The following is a 16810-nucleotide window of genomic DNA, read 5'->3' as shown; positions in this document are numbered from 1 at the left end:
AGATGAGTTCAGGTAAAATTGCTCAGGTTATTGGACCCGTTGTAGACGTTTTGTTTGCGGCAGGGGAAACACTTCCTGAGATTAACAATGCACTTGTCGTCTACAAAAATGACGAAAGAAAAACAAAAATCGTCCTTGAAGTAGCCTTGGAGTTGGGTGATGGTATGGTCCGTACTATCGCCATGGAATCAACAGATGGTTTGACTCGTGGAATGGAAGTTTTGGACACAGGTCGTCCAATCTCTGTGCCAGTAGGTAAAGAAACTTTGGGACGTGTCTTCAATGTTTTGGGAGATACCATTGACTTGGATGCTCCTTTTGCTGAAGACGCTGAGCGTCAGCCAATTCATAAAAAAGCTCCAACTTTTGATGAGTTGTCTACGTCTTCTGAAATTCTCGAAACTGGGATTAAGGTTATCGACCTTCTTGCCCCTTACCTTAAAGGTGGGAAAGTTGGACTCTTTGGTGGTGCCGGAGTTGGTAAAACCGTCTTGATCCAAGAATTGATTCACAATATTGCTCAAGAACACGGTGGTATTTCGGTATTTACCGGTGTTGGGGAACGTACTCGTGAAGGGAATGACCTTTACTGGGAAATGAAAGAGTCAGGCGTTATCGAGAAAACAGCCATGGTATTTGGTCAGATGAATGAGCCACCAGGAGCACGTATGCGTGTCGCCCTTACTGGTTTGACAATTGCCGAATACTTCCGTGATGTAGAAGGCCAAGATGTGCTTCTCTTTATCGACAATATATTCCGTTTCACTCAAGCTGGTTCAGAAGTATCTGCCCTTTTGGGTCGTATGCCTTCAGCCGTTGGTTACCAACCAACACTTGCTACGGAAATGGGTCAATTGCAAGAACGTATCACATCAACTAAGAAAGGTTCTGTAACCTCTATCCAGGCTATCTATGTGCCAGCGGATGACTATACTGACCCTGCGCCAGCAACAGCCTTCGCTCACTTGGATTCAACGACCAACTTGGAGCGTAAGTTGGTACAGTTGGGTATCTATCCAGCCGTTGATCCGTTGGCTTCAAGCTCTCGTGCCTTGGCACCTGAAATTGTCGGAGAAGAGCACTATGCAGTTGCTGCTGAAGTCAAACGTGTCCTTCAACGTTACCATGAATTGCAAGATATCATTGCTATCCTTGGTATGGATGAGCTTTCTGATGAAGAAAAGACCTTGGTTGCTCGTGCCCGTCGTATCCAGTTCTTCTTGTCACAAAACTTCAACGTTGCAGAACAATTTACTGGCCAACCTGGTTCTTATGTACCAGTAGCAGAAACAGTTCGTGGTTTCAAGGAAATCCTTGATGGTAAACATGACCACTTGCCAGAAGACGCCTTCCGTGGTGTCGGTTCAATCGAAGACGTCATTGCTAAGGCAGAGAAAATGGGATTTTAAGAGGTGATCTATGGCTCAGTTAACTGTCCAGATCGTGACACCAGATGGCCTCGTCTATGATCACCATGCCAGCTTTGTATCGGTACGAACTCTGGATGGTGAGATGGGGATCTTGCCACGACATGAAAATATGATTGCGGTTTTAGCGGTTGATGAAGTAAAGGTAAAACGAATCGATGATGATACTCATGTGAACTGGATTGCAGTGAACGGAGGAATTATCGAGATTGCCAATGACATCATTACCATCGTAGCAGACTCAGCAGAACGCGCTCGTGATATCGATATCAGTCGTGCAGAACGTGCGAAACTTCGCGCTGAACGTGAAATCGAAGAAGCTCAAGACAAGCACTTAATCGACCAAGAACGACGCGCTAAGATTGCTCTTCAACGTGCTATTAACCGTATCAATGTCGGAAATAAACTATAATCAAAAAATGAACTTGAAACTCAAGTTCATTTTTTTTAATGTGGGAAGTTGATGCAAACTGCTTCAGGAACATGGAAGTCGTTAGAAAGCTCCGCAAGACGGCCACTTTCAGGATTACGCTTAAAGACGGTTGCATTATCAGAATCTTGGTGAACAGCAATGAGAAACTCTTGATCAGGAGTTAGGTCGAAATCACGTGGATTTTGTCCATGTGTTGGTACTATCTCTAATAATTCCAGACTGCCATCAGCGAGGATTGTATAGACGGCAATGGAATCGTGGCCTCGATTGGATGCATAAAGGTATTTACCATCTTTTGAGAGACGAATGGCAGCAGTAGCATTGAATCCCTCATAGCCATCTGGTAAGGTTGAAATGACTTGCATGCGTTCAAATTCACCAACCCCATCGTAAATCAAGACTTCAATGGTACTATTAAGTTCGCAAATGAGATAGGCAATCTTATAGTGATGGTGGAAAACGATGTGGCGTGCACCTGCTCCAGCTTGGCTGTGATAAGTGTAGAGTTTATTTAGTTTTCCTTCTGGACTAACATCATAGGTCGTTACTTCATCTGTTCCTAGATCACATGTGACAAGGTACTGGTCAGGTGTTAGATCCGTAAAGTGTACATGTGGGGAAGTTTGGTTTTCATGAGGACCATGTCCACTATGCTGAACTAGATCTGTTTGGATGAGGCTACCATCCGTTTGACGTTTATAAACCAGAACTTGACCTTTATGATAGTTGGCCCCATAAACGAGATTACGCTTTTCATCCACTGCCACATAACAATGGGGAGCGCCTTCTTCAACCACATGATTTAACAAAGTACCATCTGTCTTGTAGGCAGCGATTCCACCCAAGCCATCCTGACTCCCTACGGTGTATAAGTGTTGTTGTTGGTCAAAGGCAAGGTAGGTCGGACTTGGTTCAGGAGCAAAGAGTTCAAGATTTGCAAGCTGGCCTGTCTCTGTATCAAAATCTGCCTTGTAAATCCCTTTAGATAAGCGACGAGTGTAAGTTCCAAAATAAACAGTTTTTTTCATGTCCATACCTCTTAATAATGATAAGTTCATTATACCACAAAATGACAGTCTGGAAGTGTTCATTTAATCTATGTAAGCACTTTAATAAGAGTTATTTTAAATTAAAAATGGTATAATGAGAGAATGACAGAAAGGATGTATTTATGGAACATAAAGAGAAACATTTTAGCCTATCTTGGTTTTTTAAGTGGTTTTTAGATAATAAAGCCATCACTGTATTTTTAGTAACCTTGTTACTGGGGCTAAACATTTTTATTCTAAGTAAGATTAGTTTTATCTTTTTACCTGTTTTGGATTTTTTAGGGGTTGTCATGTTGCCAGTTATTTTATCTGGTTTACTTTATTACCTCCTCAATCCGATTGTTGACTGGATGGAGAAACACAAGATCAATCGCGTTCTTGCTATCAGTATAGTTTTTGTCATTATTGGACTTTTTATCATTTGGGGTCTGGCAGTCGCTATTCCAAATCTGCAACGCCAAGTCTTAAATTTTGCAAAGAATGTACCGACTTATCTTAAGGATGCTGATATGGTTATCAATGACCTTGTAACCAAACGCTTGCCAGATGATTTTAGACCTCAGTTGGAGCAGGTTCTTGCAAATGTTTCTACAGAAGCAACGATATGGGCCAGCAAAATTTCTTCTCAAGCCGTCAACTGGGTCAGCGCCTTTATCAGTAGTGTTTCTCAGGTGATTGTAGCGGTCATTATCGTACCCTTTATGCTCTTCTATCTCTTGCGTGATGGAAAAGGCTTGCGAGATTATTTGACTAAGTTTATTCCAACGAAGTTAAAAGAACCTGTGGGTGAAGTCCTATCGGATGTCAATAAACAGCTGTCAAACTATGTTAGAGGACAGGTTACAGTTGCTATTATCGTGGCGATTATGTTTATTATCTTCTTTAAGATTATTGGTCTCAGATATGCTGTGACTCTTGGTATTACGGCTGGTATCCTCAATCTAGTACCTTACCTGGGTAGTTTCCTTGCCATGCTTCCAGCTCTAGTTCTTGGCTTGATTGCAGGACCAGTCATGCTTTTAAAAGTCGTCATTGTCTTTATTGTTGAACAAACGATTGAAGGACGCTTCGTATCGCCTCTTATTTTAGGTAGCCAACTGAACATCCATCCGATTAATGTCCTCTTTGTTCTCCTAACTTCAGGTTCTATGTTTGGTATTTGGGGAGTCTTGCTGGGAATCCCTGTCTATGCCTCTGCCAAGGTCGTTATCTCAGCTATCTTTAACTGGTATAAAAAAGTCAGCGGTCTGTATGAAGAAGAAGGGGAGGAAATCAAGAGTGAACAATAGTCAACGTATGCTCCAGGCTTTGGATGAACAGGATTTAAGCAAAGCGGATCAGTATTTTCACAAAGCCCTCGAAACAGATTCAAGTGAAGTTCTTTACGAACTAGCAAGCTATCTTGAGGTAATTGGCTTTTATCCTCAAGCAAAAGAAATTTACCAAAATATCGTTACAGAATTTCCAGAAGTGAATCTGAACTTAGCCAGCATTGTTAGCGAGGATGGCAATGTTGAGGAAGCCTTTGCTTACCTTGAGGAAATCACACCTGAAAGTGACTGGTATGTATCGGCCTTGGCCTTGAAGGCTGACCTCTATCAGTTGGAAGGATTGACAGATGTAGCGCGTGAAAAGTTACTGGAAGCCTTAAACTACTCAGACGATCCCTTATTAGTTTTTGGTTTGGCTGAGTTGGATAGCGAGTTAGGGAATTATCAGGAAGCTATTCAGGGTTATGCTCAATTAGACAATCGCTCTATCTATGAGCAAACGGGCGTCTCAACTTATCAGCGAATTGGCTATGCTTATGCCCAGTTAGGCAAGTTTGAAGCTGCAACTGAATTCTTAGAAAAAGCCTTAGAACTAGAATACGATGACCAAACTGCCTTTGAACTGGCTAGTCTTTACTTTGACCAAGAAGAGTATCAAAAATCTGTTCTTTACTTTAAGCAGATTGATACCATTTCACCAGATTTTGAAGGATATGAGTATGGTTATAGTCAAGCCTTGCACAAGGAACATCAGATAGAAGAAGCACTTCGTATCGCTAAACAAGGTTTGGAGAAAAATCCATTTGAAACTCGGCTCTTGCTAGCAGCCTCACAGTTTTCATATGAATTGCATGATGCTAGTGCTGCAGAGCAGTTTCTCCTTACTGCCAAAGAAGATGCAGAAGACCTTGAGGAGATTTTCCTTCGTCTCGCAACCATTTATATGGAACAAGAACGGTATGAGGATATCATCGCTCTTCAAAGTCAAGAACCAGAAAATCTCTTGACCAAGTGGATGATTGCCCGTTCATATCAGGAAATCGAGGATTTAGATAAGGCCTATGAGCTCTATCAAGAACTGTCATCTGACCTCAAGGACAATCCAGAGTTTCTGGAGCAATATACTTATCTCTTGCGTGAATTGGGATATTTTGAAGAAGCCAAAGTACAAGCCAAAGCTTATTTAAAAATCGTTCCAGATGATGTTCAGATGCAAGAACTCTTAGAAACACTTTAAAAGTTATCTCTCTAAAAAAGCGTATCCGTCAATTTGGCAGATACGTTTTTTTGAAAGAAATAGAATTTTTTTACAAAAACCCTTGCTAAATTGTTTATTTATGCTATAATAGGAACAATAATTTTTAGGAGGTGCAGTATGTCTTATTTGTTTGAGATATTACCGAGTTTATTGAGCGGTGCAAGCATGACTTTACAGGTTTTTGTACTGGTCTTGATTTTTTCTATTCCCTTGGGCGTTTTGATTGCCTTTGCCTTGCAAGTCCATTGGAAACTCCTCCATTATCTGATCAACATTTATATCTGGATCATGCGGGGAACACCCTTGCTCTTGCAATTGATCTTTATCTATTATGTGCTCCCAAATATTGGGATTCGTTTGGATCGCCTTCCTGCGGCTATTATTGCCTTTGTTTTGAATTATGCGGCTTACTTTGCTGAAATCTTCCGTGGGGGGATTGATACCATTCCTAAGGGGCAATATGAGGCTGCTAAGGTCTTGAAGTTTAGCCCTTTTGCCACAGTGCGCTATATCATCTTACCACAGGTGACCAAGATTGTTCTTCCTAGTGTATTTAATGAAGTCATGAGTTTGGTCAAGGATACTTCTCTGGTCTATGCTCTAGGGATTTCAGATTTGATTTTGGCTAGTCGTACAGCAGCCAATCGTGATGCTAGTCTGGTTCCTATGTTCTTGGCAGGAGCAATTTACTTGATTTTGATTGGTATTGTGACTATCCTTGCCAAAAAAGTTGAGAAGAAGTACAGTTACTATAGATAGGAGGTTGCCATGTTAGAATTACGAAACATCAACAAGGCCTTTGGTGGCAAACAAATCTTAACTAATTTCAGCCTATCAATTCCTGAAAAGCAAATCCTGGCAATCGTAGGTCCATCAGGAGGTGGCAAGACCACCTTGTTACGTATGCTAGCTGGATTGGAAACAATCGATTCAGGGGAAATTTACTATAACGGCGAATCGCTAGCTTTAGACGAACTAGAAAAGCGCAACCTACTAGGATTTGTCTTCCAAGATTTTCAACTTTTCCCTCATTTATCAGTTCTGGACAATTTGACCCTATCGCCTGTGAAAACTATGGGAATGAAGCAGGAAGAGGCTGAGAAGAAGGCGCGTGGACTCTTGGAACAGTTAGGACTAGCAGGGCATGCAGATGCTTATCCCTTCTCACTATCAGGTGGGCAAAAGCAGCGGGTGGCTTTGGCGCGTGCTATGATGATTGACCCAGAAATCATTGGTTACGATGAACCAACTTCTGCCTTGGATCCAGAATTACGCTTGGAAGTGGAAAAACTGATTTTGCAAAATAGGGAACTTGGGATGACGCAAATTGTGGTTACCCACGATTTACAATTCGCTGAAAATATTGCAGATGTATTATTAAAAGTAGAGCCTAAATAGGAGGAAAAATAATGAAAAAATTGATGCTTGTATTAGTCAGTCTAATGACTGCTTTGTTCTTAGCAGCTTGTGGGAAAAATTCTAGTGAAACTAGTGGAGATAATTGGTCTAAGTACGAGTCTAACAAGTCTATTACTATTGGGTTTGATAGTACTTTTGTTCCAATGGGATTTGCTCAGAAAGATGGTTCCTATGAGGGATTTGATATTGATTTAGCTACAGCTGTTTTTGAAAAATACGGAATTACGGTAAATTGGCAACCGATTGATTGGGATTTGAAAGAAGCTGAATTGACAAAAGGAACGATTGATCTGATTTGGAATGGCTATTCCGCTACAGACGAACGTCGTGAAAAGGTAGCATTCAGTAACTCATATATGAAGAATGAGCAGGTATTGGTTACTAAGAAATCGTCAGGTATCACGACTGCAAAAGGTATGACTGGAAAGACTTTGGGAGCTCAAGCTGGTTCATCTGGTTATGCGGACTTTGAAGGAAAGCCAGCGATTTTGAAGGATATTGTCGCTAATAATGAAGCGAATCAATACCAAACTTTTAACGAAGCCTTGATTGATTTGAAAAACGATCGAATTGACGGCCTATTGATTGATCGTGTCTATGCAAATTATTATTTAGAAGCAGAAGGCATTTTAAACGATTATAATGTCTTTACAGTTGGACTAGAAACAGAAGCTTTTGCAGTTGGAGCACGTAAGGAAGATACTACTCTGGTTAATAAGATAAATGAAGGATTTTCTAGTCTTTACAAGGATGGTAAGTTCCAAGAAATTAGTCAAAAATGGTTTGGAGAAGATGTAGCAACCAAAGAAGTTCAAGAAGGACAGTGAGATAAAATAGTGGATGAGACTGCGTTTTGATTAGCAAAACGTAGTCTTTTTATCAATTGGGAAAGAGCATAATAGCCATTTAATATAGCGGATTAAATCTGGAATAGTATACTGTGACTTCTAAAACATTGCTAGAAATTGATTTGACTTTCCCAATCAATTTGTTCAGATTTTATTTCATTTCACTATATTCTGGAAAGATTTTCTAAATTTTTTCCTCAAATTGAGTCTCTTTTCTTATCAAAAAATCTCTGGCAAAAACCAGAGGATAAGGGGTTATTTCATTGTTGGGAAGAGTAGAACGTCACGGATAGTGGTTGTATCAGTGAGGAGCATGCAGAGGCGGTCAATACCGATTCCCAAACCACCTGTTGGTGGCATACCGTATTCAAGAGCCTCAATGTAGTCGTAGTCGATACCTGTTGCTTCGTCGTCACCAAGTTCTTTAGCTTTTGCTTGGGCTTCAAAACGGCTAAGTTGGTCGATTGGGTCGTTCAACTCGGTAAAGGCATTACCGTATTCTTTAGTCATGATGAAGAGTTCGAAACGGTCTGTAAAGCGTTCGTCTTCAGGATTTTTCTTAGCGAGTGGAGACACAGCTACTGGATGTCCATAGACAAAGGTTGGTTGGATCAAGGTTTCTTCAACGAACTCTTCAAAGAAAGCGTTGATGATGTGACCTACTTCAGTGTAGTGTTTCTCAACTGGAACTTTCTTCTCAGCAGCGATATCTTTGGCTTCCTCGAAGGTCATGTCTTGCCAGAAATCTACGCCAGTAATTTCCTTGATAGCATCCACCATGTGAACACGTTTAAATGGTTCATTAATTTTGATTTCAGTTCCTTGATAATTAACTGGGCCATCCCCCTTAACTGCCTTAGCAGCGTGTTGGATAATACCTTCCGTCAAGTCCATGATATCTTGGAAGTCAGCATAAGCTTGATAAACTTCGATAGAAGTGAACTCAGGGTTATGAGTGGCGTCCATTCCTTCATTACGGAAGATACGGCCAATTTCATAGACACGTTCCATACCACCAACAATAAGACGTTTTAAGTGGAGCTCAGTCGCGATACGAAGCACCATGTCAATGTTTTGGGCATTGTGGTGAGTGATAAATGGACGAGCAGCAGCACCACCAGCTTCGTTGTGAAGAACAGGTGTTTCCACTTCAAGGAAACCTTTTTGATCAAGATAACGACGGATTTCAGAGATGATTTTTGAACGAGTGACAAAACGTTCAAAGCTTTCACGGTTAGAAATCAAGTCAAGGTAACGTTTACGGTAAATTGTTTCAACGTCAGTCAAACCGTGGAATTTCTCTGGAAGTGGGCGAAGTGCTTTAGACAAGTGCGTGATGTGTGTGGCCTTGATAGAGAGCTCTCCCATATCTGTACGCATCACTTCACCTTCGACACCAAGGAAGTCACCGAGGTCAGCCTTTTTGAAGATTTCGTAGTTTTCTTCACCGACTTCATCTTTACGAACGTAGATTTGGATTTGACCTTCTCGGTCTTGAAGATGGGCAAAGCCAACTTTCCCTTTACCACGTTTAGTTACTAAACGTCCAGCGATAGTAGCAGTTTCATTTAATTCATGTAATTGTTCTTTACCAAGTTCTGCAAATTTGTCTTTTAGTTCTTGTGAGTTAGCAGTACGTTCAAAACGTTTTCCGAAGGGATCGATTCCTTGTTCACGGAGCGCAGCCATTTTTTCACGGCGAACGATCTGCTGGTCATTTAGTTCTTCCATATGTTCTGTAGACATGGGTTCCTCCTAGTTTTACTCAAAATTTGATACGATGAGTCATTTTTGCGATACTCCCATTTTATCATAAATAGCAGAGAAATTCACGGATATTCTTTGAAAACTAAAAAGAACTTGACCATTGGGATCAAGTTCCATTATTTTTCTTGATAGGAAGTGTCATTCCATCTTTCCAGAGTGAAGGTTTCAAAATCCTCAGTGTCCAAAATTGTTAGACTAGCATTGGCCAAGCCCCCATCTTTGCGAAGGTGAGCCTCTTTATAACCTAAGAGAGTGCGTAGGCTAGCTGTGAGATTTGCCCCATGACCGACGATTAGAATGTTTTCAGCCAGACTTTCTTTCAGAGATTTAATAAATTGAATGGTGCGCTTGGTAGTACTGTAAAGGGATTCTGCTTCAAACATTCTCGTATCAAACTGAGCCAGATTGGAGCGGAAGGCCTTGATTTGTTGAGGGTAGATGGCATCGAGAGTTGCGATTTTTAAACCTTCAAGTTTCCCAAGATGCCATTCACGCAGGTCTGGAATGCTTTCTAAAGGACAAGGTATCTGAAGTTGACTTTGGATAATTTCAGCAGATTTGACCGCTCTGGGTAAATCACTTGAATAAATCGTATCAAAAGGTATTTCCTTGAGATACTGACCAAGTTGCTTTAGGGTGTCAATGGATTCCGGAAGAAGGGGCGAGTCACCACCAGCGCCTTGAAAACGTCCTTCAAGATTCCAGAGGGTGCGACCATGACGAACAAAATAGAGTTTCATTACTTACTTTCCTCCAAGATATCAGCAAAATCCGCTTTTACAAAGCTGGCCAAGTCTTGAGGGCGTACGATGATACTATGCCCGACTTCCCCAGCAGAGACAATCATTTGGTCCAAATCCAAAGCAGTCTGATCAATAAAAATTGGATAATTGTGTTTCTGACGAATACCGACAGGGTTGTTAGCTCCATGAACATAGCCTGTCGTTTTTTCCAAATCTTTTTGAGGAATCATACTCACTTTTTTATTGCCAGAAACCTTTGCTAGTTTTTTCTCAGCGAGGTGTTCTGTTATGGGAAGGATTCCGATGATTGGTCCTGTCTTGTCTCCCAAAAGAGCCAAGGTTTTAAAGATATGTGTTCGATCATACTCTGAAGGAAGTTCTCCTTCAAGCGCATTGATTTGAATCCCTGTGTGCTCAATCCCTGCCTTAGTTAAGATTTGTTCAACCAAGGTTTTTTTAATCTTGATTTTCTTTGCCATTATTTATATTTATCCTCCAACTGACTCATCCAGATACCAAGCCAAATACCAAGTGCGAAGAAGAATGCGATGAGAACATAACTCACAATAGAAAGTCCGGTGTATTGGATACTTTCAGCATTTCCGGCATTTGGGATCAAAATTAAGAGGGTGCTTGAAAGCACAATCCCAATGATAAAGTGATAAACACGGGAGTGGTAGTTGTTCAAGGCGTGATCCATTAATTTTGAAAAGATAATGAGGGTTGCTCCTGCACCAATGCCGATAGGAAGGAATGTTCCAAATAAATCAAAAGTCTTAAAACCAGTGAGCATTGGAGCGTACAGTCCCAAAATCAAAAGTAGATTTGACGGACTTAAACCAGGCACCAAGACACCAAGAGCTAAAAGAACACCTGCCAAGATGAAGTTTGCAAAACTAGCACTGAGTGAACCTACGACAAAATTGAGAGCGTAAAGGCCCAATCCTGAAAGGATAAAGGTAGTCCAGAACCAGACTAGGTCAATTTTATCACGATCAGATTCTCGAGTAGATTCTTTAAGGAGGCTAGGAACTGTACCGATGATAGCTCCCGCAAAGCTCCACAAAACATAGACTTGATAATTTTCTAGCAAATACTCGATCGGATAAGAAAACAAACCAATGCCTAGCAACATCCCGATAGCTACTGGGATAAAGTAAAGGACATTCTCTTTAAAATCCTTAAAGGGATGAGCCAGAAAGCCAATCATTCGCTCGTAAATTCCCAAAATAGCTGCTAAAACACCGCCAGAAATTCCCGGTAGGATAAATCCTAATGCGATGACGATTCCTTTAATAACTCGTGCAATCCATGAAAACATAATAAAATCCTCAATTTCATAAAATTCTTTCTCTATGCTATCAATTATAACACAGACAGGGAGAAAATGAAAAAACAAGTGAAAAAGTTTGTTATTTTCACTTGTCTTATGGCCTTAAAAATAGTTTTCTGAAGGTTTCTTCCTTCTCTTTAGTAGTAGAAATCAAATTGATGTCCAAATGATGTTCAAATCCTGCAATTCTCCCCTTAGATGTGTACTGGTGGAGGTCGTAGTCCAGATCAGTATTTGGCTTAGTTTCAAAATAACCAGAGTCAGTTCCATAGGAAGGAATCCAAACAGCAGAGAATTTATCTGTATTGATACTATGCTCTTGCATGAAGTAAACCCCAACGTAGATGCCGATGTTTTTAGCGCCGAGATCTGCCAGTTTGGCACGAAAGGCTTCAACGCCTTCATTCATATCGGACATTGTTTTTTCTTCAACATCTAACCAGTAGTAGCTAGGATTGTAAGGAGAAGCAGCGTTGTAGAAGACTTCAGCAGCTTTCTCCATATCTTCTTTACTTTTTCCAGCTACATAGGCATAAACCCCCACAGGGACATTCCGTTTTTGGAATTCTGATATGTGATTTTTATAAGCTTTATCGACACCATTGATAAAGGCAGCATCATTTGCTTCAGTATGCTGAGCCCCATTGTGCACGCGAACAATAACACCCGAAATGTTTTGAGATAAGGTGTCGTAGTTAATCTCCTCAGGTCTTTGCCAACCAGAGACGTCGATAATGGGCTTGTCAAGATTATGCAAGGCTTGTGTTTCAACTTGAAGAGCATTTGGCTTAGTTTTGATAGGATGATCCTCAAAACTTGGTTTGTTGAGGAGTAAAATCGCTATGAAAATTCCAAATAAACTCAAAATAATAGCAGGATGAATTTTTTTTCTCATACTTGTTTAGTTTATCGTAAAAATTTAAAAAAATCAAAGGAAACAGTTTAGAAATGTAGACAAGTAGGGGAGATTTTCAGGAAAGCACCTGTTTGTTTGTTCTTTAAAGGTAAAATTATGGTATAATATAAGGGAATTTTTACAGAAAAGAGAATAGTATGTCAAATTATGCCATTATTTTAGCAGCGGGTAAAGGTACTCGCATGAAATCAGATCTTCCAAAGGTACTTCATAAAGTAGCAGGAATTTCGATGTTGGAACATGTTTTTCGTAGTGTTGGTGCTATTCAACCCGAAAAGACAGTTACCGTAGTGGGACACAAGGCTGAGTTAGTTGAACAAGTCTTGGCTGGACAGACAGACTTTGTCACCCAATCAGAGCAACTAGGAACAGGGCATGCTGTCATGATGGCAGAGCCCATTCTCCAAAATCGCACTGGGCACACTTTGGTTATTGCTGGAGATACTCCTCTGATTACAGGTGAAAGCTTGAAAAATCTCTTGGATTTCCATATCAATCACAAAAATGTGGCGACGATTTTAACAGCTGAAGCAGCAGAGCCTTTTGGGTATGGTCGTATCGTCCGTAACGATAATGCTGAAGTTCTTCGCATTGTGGAGCAAAAGGATGCGACTGATTTTGAAAAACAAATTAAGGAAATCAATACTGGTACTTATGTTTTCGATAATGAACGTCTTTTTGAAGCCCTTAAAAACATCAACACCAACAATGCCCAAGGTGAATACTATATTACTGACGTGATTGGTATTTTCCGTAATGCGGGTGAGAAGGTTGGAGCCTATACTCTGAAAGACTTTGATGAAAGTCTTGGAGTAAATGACCGTGTAGCTCTTGCGACTGCGGAAGCAGTGATGCGCCGCCGTATCAATCAAAAACATATGGTCAATGGTGTCAGCTTTGTTAATCCAGAAGCAACTTACATCGACATTGATGTCGAGATTGCTCCTGAAGTCCAAATCGAAGCCAACGTTACCTTGAAAGGTCAAACGAAGATTGAGGTAGAGACTATTTTAACAAATGGAACTTATATCGTGGATAGTACTATTGGAGCTGGAGCTGTGATTACGAATTCTATGATTGAGGAAAGTAGTGTTGCGGACGGTGTGACAGTTGGTCCTTTTGCCCATATACGTCCAGGTTCAAGCCTAGCTGCCCAAGTACACATTGGAAACTTTGTTGAAGTAAAAGGATCTTCAATCGGTGAAAATACCAAGGCGGGTCATTTGACTTATATCGGAAACTGTGAAGTGGGTAGCAACGTTAATTTCGGTGCTGGTACCATTACAGTTAACTATGACGGGAAAAACAAATACAAGACGGTTATCGGCAATAATGTCTTTGTTGGATCAAACTCAACCATCATTGCCCCAGTGGAACTTGGTGATAATTCTCTTGTTGGAGCTGGTTCAACGATTACAAAAGATGTTCCAGCTGACGCCATTGCTATTGGACGTGGACGTCAAGTTAATAAAGATGAATATGCACTACGCTTACCTCATCATCCTAAGAACCAGTAGGAGTCGATCATGGAATTTGAAGAAAAAACGATTCACCGAAAGGAAATCTATCAAGGTCCTATTTTCAAACTAGTACAAGATCAGGTAGAACTGCCAGAAGGAAAGGGGACTGCCCAACGTGACTTGATTTTTCACAATGGAGCTGTTTGTGTACTAGCCGTGACAGTTGAGGACAAAATCGTTCTCGTTAAGCAATACCGAAAGGCTATCGAGGCGGTTTCTTATGAGATTCCTGCTGGTAAACTAGAACTTGGTGAAAATGCAGATCCAATGGCAGCGGCACTTCGTGAATTGGAAGAAGAGGTTGCCTACACTGGTAAGTTAGAACTGTTGTACGATTTCTATTCTGCGATTGGATTTTGTAACGAAAAACTAAAACTCTACCTTGCTAGTGATTTGGCCAAGGTGGAAAACCCTCGTCCACAAGATGATGATGAAACCTTGGAAGTTTTAGAAGTAAGTCTAGAGGAAGCCAAGAACCTGATCCAGTCAGGTCATATCTGTGATGCCAAGACCATTATGGCGATTCAGTACTGGGAACTACAAAAGAAATAGAGGAGCAACCCATGGGAAAACCTTTATTAACAGACGAAATGATTGAACGTGCCAACCGAGGTGAGAAAATCTCAGGACCACCTCTTCAAGATGATGAGGAAACAAAGATCCTACCAACAGCTTCACAACATTTTGTTTATTCACGTTCTAGAGACCATGGTTTTAGTCAAGATACACTTACAATAGAAGTAGAGCCAACGATTCATAAGAGTCGCCGCATTGAGAACACCAAGAGAAATGTTTTTAATTCGAAACTCAATCGAATTCTGTTTGCGGTAATTTTACTTTTGATTTTGCTAGTTTTGGCAATGAAACTCTTGTAATTGAAAGGAAATAAAATGAAAATTGGAATCATTGCTGCCATGCCAGAAGAGCTGATACATTTGACTCAGAATTTGGACAAACATCAAGAAGTCCAAGTCATGGGAAATACCTACTACACTGGCACTATTGGCAAGACAGAAGTTGTCCTAGTTCAGAGTGGGATTGGAAAGGTCATGTCGGCTATGAGCGTAGCTGTTCTAGCTGACCATTTTCAAGTTGAAGCCATCATCAATACAGGTTCTGCAGGAGCTCTTGCAGATGGGATTGCTGTTGGTGATGTGGTGATTGCGGATAAACTAGCTTATCATGATGTGGATGTGACTGCTTTTGGCTATGCTTATGGTCAGATGGCTGGTCAACCCCTTTACTTTGAATCAGATCAGAAGTTTATCACTAGGATTAAAGAAAGTTTATCTCAAGTAGAACAGACCTGGCACCTAGGCTTGATTGCTACAGGGGACAGTTTTATAGCTGGAGAAGATAAGATTGCTACTATCAAGTCCCACTTTCCAGATGTTTTAGCAGTGGAGATGGAAGGGGCGGCCATTGCTCAGGCGGCTCAGGCTCTTGACCTACCTTTCCTAGTCATTCGTGCTATGAGTGACAATGCCAATCACGAAGCCTCTATCTCTTTTGATGAGTTTATTATCGAAGCTGGACGTCGTTCTGCCCAAGTCTTATTAGCCTTTTTAAAGGCCTTAGATTAAGCGGAAATTTGACAGTTTATCTAGCTTATGATAAGATTTAAATAAAGAAAAGCTAGAAAACGTTTCAGAGGATATTATGAGTATTGAAATGACCGTCAGCGAGATTGCAGAGGTCTTAGGACTATCTCGTCAGGCAATCAACAATCGTGTTAAAGAACTTCCCGAAGAAGACACGAAAAAAAATGACAAAGGTGTAACAGTAGTTACTCGAAGTGGCTTAATCAAGCTAGAAGAAATCTACAAAAAAACGATTTTTGAAGATGAACCAGTCAGTGATGATGTCAAACAACGCGAACTGATGGAAATCTTGGTCGATGAGAAAAATGCTGAAATTCTTCGTTTGTACGAGCAACTCAAGGCCAAGGATCAGCAACTGGCAGAAAAAGATGAGCAGATGCGCATCAAAGACCGCCAGATTGCAGAAAAGGACAAACAATTGGACCAACAGCAACAGTTAACTCTTCAAGCAATGAAGGATCAAGAAAGCTTGAAACTCGAGTTGGACCAAGCAAAAGAAGAAGTCCAAGCAACCAAAAAAGGCTTTTTTGCTCGCCTATTTGGAGGAAAATAAAGAAGCTGTTTGGGTTAGTCACTAACCTAATAGCTTCTTTTCTTATTTATAGTTTAAATTGAGTCGAAATTGAGGTAAATGATGGAAAAATTAAGAGACTATATCGCCTTTGACTTAGAATTCAATCAACACGAAGGGGTTACTCATTTAATTCAGGTATCAGCAGTTCGTTTTCAAGATGGTCAAGAGATAGGTGCCTTTGATTCTTATGTCTATACCAGCGTGCCTTTAAAGAGTTTTATTAATGGTTTGACAGGAATTACAGCTGAAACCTTGAAAGATGCGCCAAAAGTAGAACAAGTTTTACAGGACTTTCAGGCTTTTGTTGGCAACTTACCCATCGTTGGCTACAATGCAGCTAAGAGTGATTTGCCTATTCTCATAGAGCATGGCTTGGACTATCGTGACCAGTATAAGGTCGACCTATATGATGAGGCTTTTGAACGCCGTAGTTCCGACCTACACGGCATAGCAAATCTTAAATTACAAACTGTAGCAAGTTTTCTAGGCTTTCACGGGAAGTCTCATAATAGTTTAGAAGATGCCCGCATGACGGCGCGTGTTTATGAAGCCTTTTTGGAGTCTGACGAAGGAAAACTATTGTTAGAAGAACAGAGTAATCTATCCATGAATCCCTTTGGTGGGCTAGACTTATCTCAATTTCTAGACTAG

19 protein-coding genes are annotated in these 16810 nt (G+C 40.7%); 13 read left to right on the top strand and 6 right to left on the bottom strand.

Translation table 11 applies throughout. The features are described 5' to 3' along the window. Window positions 1–2 precede the first annotated feature (2 nt). A complete protein-coding gene (atpD, locus tag GOM48_RS05680) occupies window positions 3–1409 on the top strand; it encodes a F0F1 ATP synthase subunit beta (RefSeq protein WP_000094370.1) in 1407 nt (468 codons plus the stop codon). Window positions 1410–1419: 10 nt separating this feature from the next. Continuing rightward, window positions 1420–1839, top strand: coding sequence for a F0F1 ATP synthase subunit epsilon (locus GOM48_RS05675; RefSeq protein ID WP_000068036.1), 420 nt, complete (start codon window positions 1420–1422; stop codon window positions 1837–1839). A gap of 35 nt (window positions 1840–1874) precedes the next feature. On the opposite strand, the gene GOM48_RS05670 is transcribed toward GOM48_RS05675, so the two are convergent. Then, window positions 1875–2888, bottom strand: a complete 1014-nt coding sequence (locus GOM48_RS05670; RefSeq protein WP_235096393.1) for a lactonase family protein — start codon at window positions 2886–2888, stop codon at window positions 1875–1877. A 143-nt stretch (window positions 2889–3031) separates the two neighbouring features. On the opposite strand from GOM48_RS05670, the gene GOM48_RS05665 reads away from it, so the two are divergent. The 5 genes from GOM48_RS05665 (at window position 3032) to GOM48_RS05645 (ending at window position 7684) form a co-directional block, all read left to right on the top strand. Next, complete coding sequence (locus GOM48_RS05665; RefSeq protein WP_084947910.1) at window positions 3032–4198, top strand: AI-2E family transporter; 1167 nt, start codon at window positions 3032–3034, stop codon at window positions 4196–4198. Further along, a complete protein-coding gene (locus tag GOM48_RS05660; RefSeq protein WP_162284871.1) occupies window positions 4188–5417 on the top strand; it encodes a tetratricopeptide repeat protein in 1230 nt (409 codons plus the stop codon). The genes GOM48_RS05665 and GOM48_RS05660 overlap by 11 nt, the downstream gene beginning before the upstream one ends. Window positions 5418–5555: 138 nt before the next feature. Continuing rightward, window positions 5556–6197 carry an amino acid ABC transporter permease gene (locus GOM48_RS05655; RefSeq protein ID WP_000120845.1) on the top strand — a complete coding sequence of 214 codons (642 nt, stop codon included), beginning with the start codon at window positions 5556–5558 and terminating at the stop codon, window positions 6195–6197. Window positions 6198–6206: 9 nt separating this feature from the next. Beyond that, entirely contained in the window at window positions 6207–6836 is a 630-nt protein-coding gene (locus GOM48_RS05650) for an amino acid ABC transporter ATP-binding protein (protein ID WP_000891749.1), read from the top strand. An 11-nt stretch (window positions 6837–6847) separates the two neighbouring features. Next, the gene (locus GOM48_RS05645) at window positions 6848–7684 is read left to right on the top strand and encodes an amino acid ABC transporter substrate-binding protein (protein WP_235096392.1); all 837 of its coding nucleotides are present in this window, start codon (window positions 6848–6850) and stop codon (window positions 7682–7684) included. A gap of 276 nt (window positions 7685–7960) precedes the next feature. On the opposite strand, the gene lysS is transcribed toward GOM48_RS05645, so the two are convergent. The 5 genes from lysS to GOM48_RS05620 all read right to left on the bottom strand — a co-directional run bounded on the left by lysS (window position 7961) and on the right by GOM48_RS05620 (window position 12443). After that, on the bottom strand, window positions 7961–9451 hold the full coding sequence (gene lysS, locus GOM48_RS05640) for a lysine--tRNA ligase (RefSeq protein WP_235096391.1): 1491 nt from the start codon (window positions 9449–9451) through the stop codon (window positions 7961–7963). 137 nt (window positions 9452–9588) lie between these two features. Further along, window positions 9589–10212 carry a histidine phosphatase family protein gene (locus GOM48_RS05635; RefSeq protein WP_235096390.1) on the bottom strand — a complete coding sequence of 208 codons (624 nt, stop codon included), beginning with the start codon at window positions 10210–10212 and terminating at the stop codon, window positions 9589–9591. Further along, window positions 10212–10694, bottom strand: coding sequence for an aminoacyl-tRNA deacylase (locus GOM48_RS05630; protein ID WP_235096389.1), 483 nt, complete (start codon window positions 10692–10694; stop codon window positions 10212–10214). The genes GOM48_RS05635 and GOM48_RS05630 overlap by 1 nt, the downstream gene beginning before the upstream one ends. Then, on the bottom strand, window positions 10694–11536 hold the full coding sequence (locus tag GOM48_RS05625; protein WP_169446023.1) for a DUF368 domain-containing protein: 843 nt from the start codon (window positions 11534–11536) through the stop codon (window positions 10694–10696). The genes GOM48_RS05630 and GOM48_RS05625 overlap by 1 nt, the downstream gene beginning before the upstream one ends. 106 nt (window positions 11537–11642) lie before the next feature. Next, the gene (locus GOM48_RS05620; RefSeq protein ID WP_235096388.1) at window positions 11643–12443 is read right to left on the bottom strand and encodes a glycoside hydrolase family 25 protein; all 801 of its coding nucleotides are present in this window, start codon (window positions 12441–12443) and stop codon (window positions 11643–11645) included. A gap of 158 nt (window positions 12444–12601) precedes the next feature. Between GOM48_RS05620 and glmU the strand changes: the two genes are divergently transcribed. The 6 genes from glmU (at window position 12602) to GOM48_RS05590 (ending at window position 16810) form a co-directional block, all read left to right on the top strand. After that, window positions 12602–13981, top strand: a complete 1380-nt coding sequence (gene glmU / locus GOM48_RS05615; protein WP_235096387.1) for a bifunctional UDP-N-acetylglucosamine diphosphorylase/glucosamine-1-phosphate N-acetyltransferase GlmU — start codon at window positions 12602–12604, stop codon at window positions 13979–13981. 9 nt (window positions 13982–13990) lie between these two features. Beyond that, window positions 13991–14536: an NUDIX hydrolase gene (locus GOM48_RS05610; protein WP_235096386.1), complete on the top strand. Its 546-nt coding sequence runs from the start codon at window positions 13991–13993 to the stop codon at window positions 14534–14536. Window positions 14537–14547: 11 nt separating this feature from the next. After that, on the top strand, window positions 14548–14859 hold the full coding sequence (gene macP / locus GOM48_RS05605; RefSeq protein ID WP_235096385.1) for a cell wall synthase accessory phosphoprotein MacP: 312 nt from the start codon (window positions 14548–14550) through the stop codon (window positions 14857–14859). 15 nt (window positions 14860–14874) lie between these two features. Then, entirely contained in the window at window positions 14875–15567 is a 693-nt protein-coding gene (locus GOM48_RS05600) for a 5'-methylthioadenosine/adenosylhomocysteine nucleosidase (RefSeq protein ID WP_235096384.1), read from the top strand. A 76-nt stretch (window positions 15568–15643) separates the two neighbouring features. Then, window positions 15644–16138 carry a chromosome segregation protein RocS gene (rocS, locus tag GOM48_RS05595; protein WP_000021247.1) on the top strand — a complete coding sequence of 165 codons (495 nt, stop codon included), beginning with the start codon at window positions 15644–15646 and terminating at the stop codon, window positions 16136–16138. Window positions 16139–16219: 81 nt separating this feature from the next. Continuing rightward, a complete protein-coding gene (locus GOM48_RS05590) occupies window positions 16220–16810 on the top strand; it encodes a 3'-5' exonuclease (RefSeq protein ID WP_235096383.1) in 591 nt (196 codons plus the stop codon).

The organism is Streptococcus oralis (assembly GCF_021497885.1).
In the GTDB taxonomy this organism is placed as follows: Bacteria; Bacillota; Bacilli; order Lactobacillales; family Streptococcaceae; genus Streptococcus; species Streptococcus oralis_BQ.
Note: the sequence above shows the minus strand (reverse complement) of the source record. Positions and strands in the feature narration are given on the sequence as shown.